1 protein-coding gene is annotated in these 1,648 nt (G+C 41.0%); it reads right to left on the bottom strand.

Annotated features, from left to right (window positions below; genetic code table 11):
* Window positions 1–1,648 (bottom strand): NADP-dependent isocitrate dehydrogenase (locus KSO91_RS17160; RefSeq protein WP_238744237.1); only part of this gene is annotated, 1,648 nt, incomplete at both ends.

The following is a 1,648-nucleotide window of genomic DNA, read 5'->3' as shown; positions in this document are numbered from 1 at the left end:
ACTTTAACAGGATCAGTATGAAAGTAACCACCAAGGTCGACTTTTGCACCTTGTGCAGCGTTTAACTCATTAATAATAGTAGCTTCATTTTCAGATAAGGCTTTAGCCAGCGGTGCAAAAGTCGCCTCTAATGCTCTATCTTGAGTTTGCGCTGCAAGGGCTTCTGCCCAATACATAGCTAAGTAGAAGTGGCTACCACGGTTGTCCAGCTCATTCACCTTGCGGGAAGGTGATTTATCTTCTTTAAGGAACTTGCCATTAGCAATATGTAAAGTTTGTGCAAGAATAACCGCTTTTTCATTTCCGGTTTTAATGGCAATATCTTCAATAGACACAGCCAATGCCAAAAATTCACCAAGCGAATCCCAACGCAAATGCCCTTCTTCAATAAATTGCTGTACATGTTTAGGAGCCGAACCACCTGCACCCGTTTCAAATAAACCTCCACCCGCAAGCAAAGGCACAATTGATAACATTTTTGCGCTGGTACCAAGTTCTAAAATAGGGAATAGATCAGTTAAATAATCACGTAACACATTACCTGTGACTGAAATCGTATTTTTACCTGCAAGTACGCGTTTTAAAGTAAATTTAATCGCATCATTCGGTGACATGATCTGAATATCAAGCCCTGAAGTATCGTGTTCTTTAAGGTAACTATTTACTTTAACGATGATATTCGCATCATGAGCACGATTTTCGTCTAGCCAAAAAATAGCCGGTTGATTGGTTGCCTTGGCGCGACTAACAGCTAAACGTACCCAATCTCGAATAGGTGTATCTTTAGCCTGACACATACGCCAGATATCACCTTGCGCAACATTATGTGTCATCAGCGTATTACCCGCTTTATCGATCACATTAACTGTGCCCGCTTCAGGAATAATAAATGTTTTATCGTGTGAACCGTACTCTTCCGCCTTCTGTGCCATTAGGCCTACATTAGAAACATTGCCCATAGTCGCCGGATCAAATGCGCCATGTTGACGACAAAATGCGATTGTCTCTTGATATATACCCGCATAACAACGATCTGGAATCATCGCTTTAGTGTCTACTAGTTTGCCTTGTGCATCCCACATCATACCGCTTGAGCGGATCATTGCAGGCATAAACGCATCAACTATCACATCACTTGGTACGTGTAAGTTGGTAATACCTTTATCAGAATCAACCATCGCCAATGCAGGCCGTGTTGCATAAACAGCTTGAATATCGGCTTCTATTTGTGCTTTTTCTTCTGCTGGTAAGTTAGCTATTTTTGCGTAAACATCGCCTAGACCGTTACTTGCATCGACACCTAATTTTGCAAATAACTGCGCATATTTAGTAAACACATCTTTAAAGTAAACCGTAACCGCATGACCAAATATAACTGGATCAGATACTTTCATCATAGTCGCTTTAAGGTGTAGAGAGAGTAAAATATTATTCTCTTTCGCATCCTGCATTTGCGCTTCAAAGAAACTACGTAGGGGATCGCAACGCATGACTGATGCGTCAATTACTTCATCTTTTAACACTGGCGTTGAAGCTTTTAATGCATGACTAACACCCGCTTCATTAGTAAATTCAATTTTCACATCATCATCATGGCCTAATACAACCGATTGCTCGCTACCGTAAAAATCGCCTTCCAGCATATTAG

The sequence above is a fragment of the Psychromonas antarctica genome (assembly GCF_022267535.1).
Taxonomy (GTDB): domain Bacteria; phylum Pseudomonadota; class Gammaproteobacteria; order Enterobacterales; family Psychromonadaceae; genus Psychromonas; species Psychromonas antarctica.
Note: the sequence above shows the minus strand (reverse complement) of the source record. Positions and strands in the feature narration are given on the sequence as shown.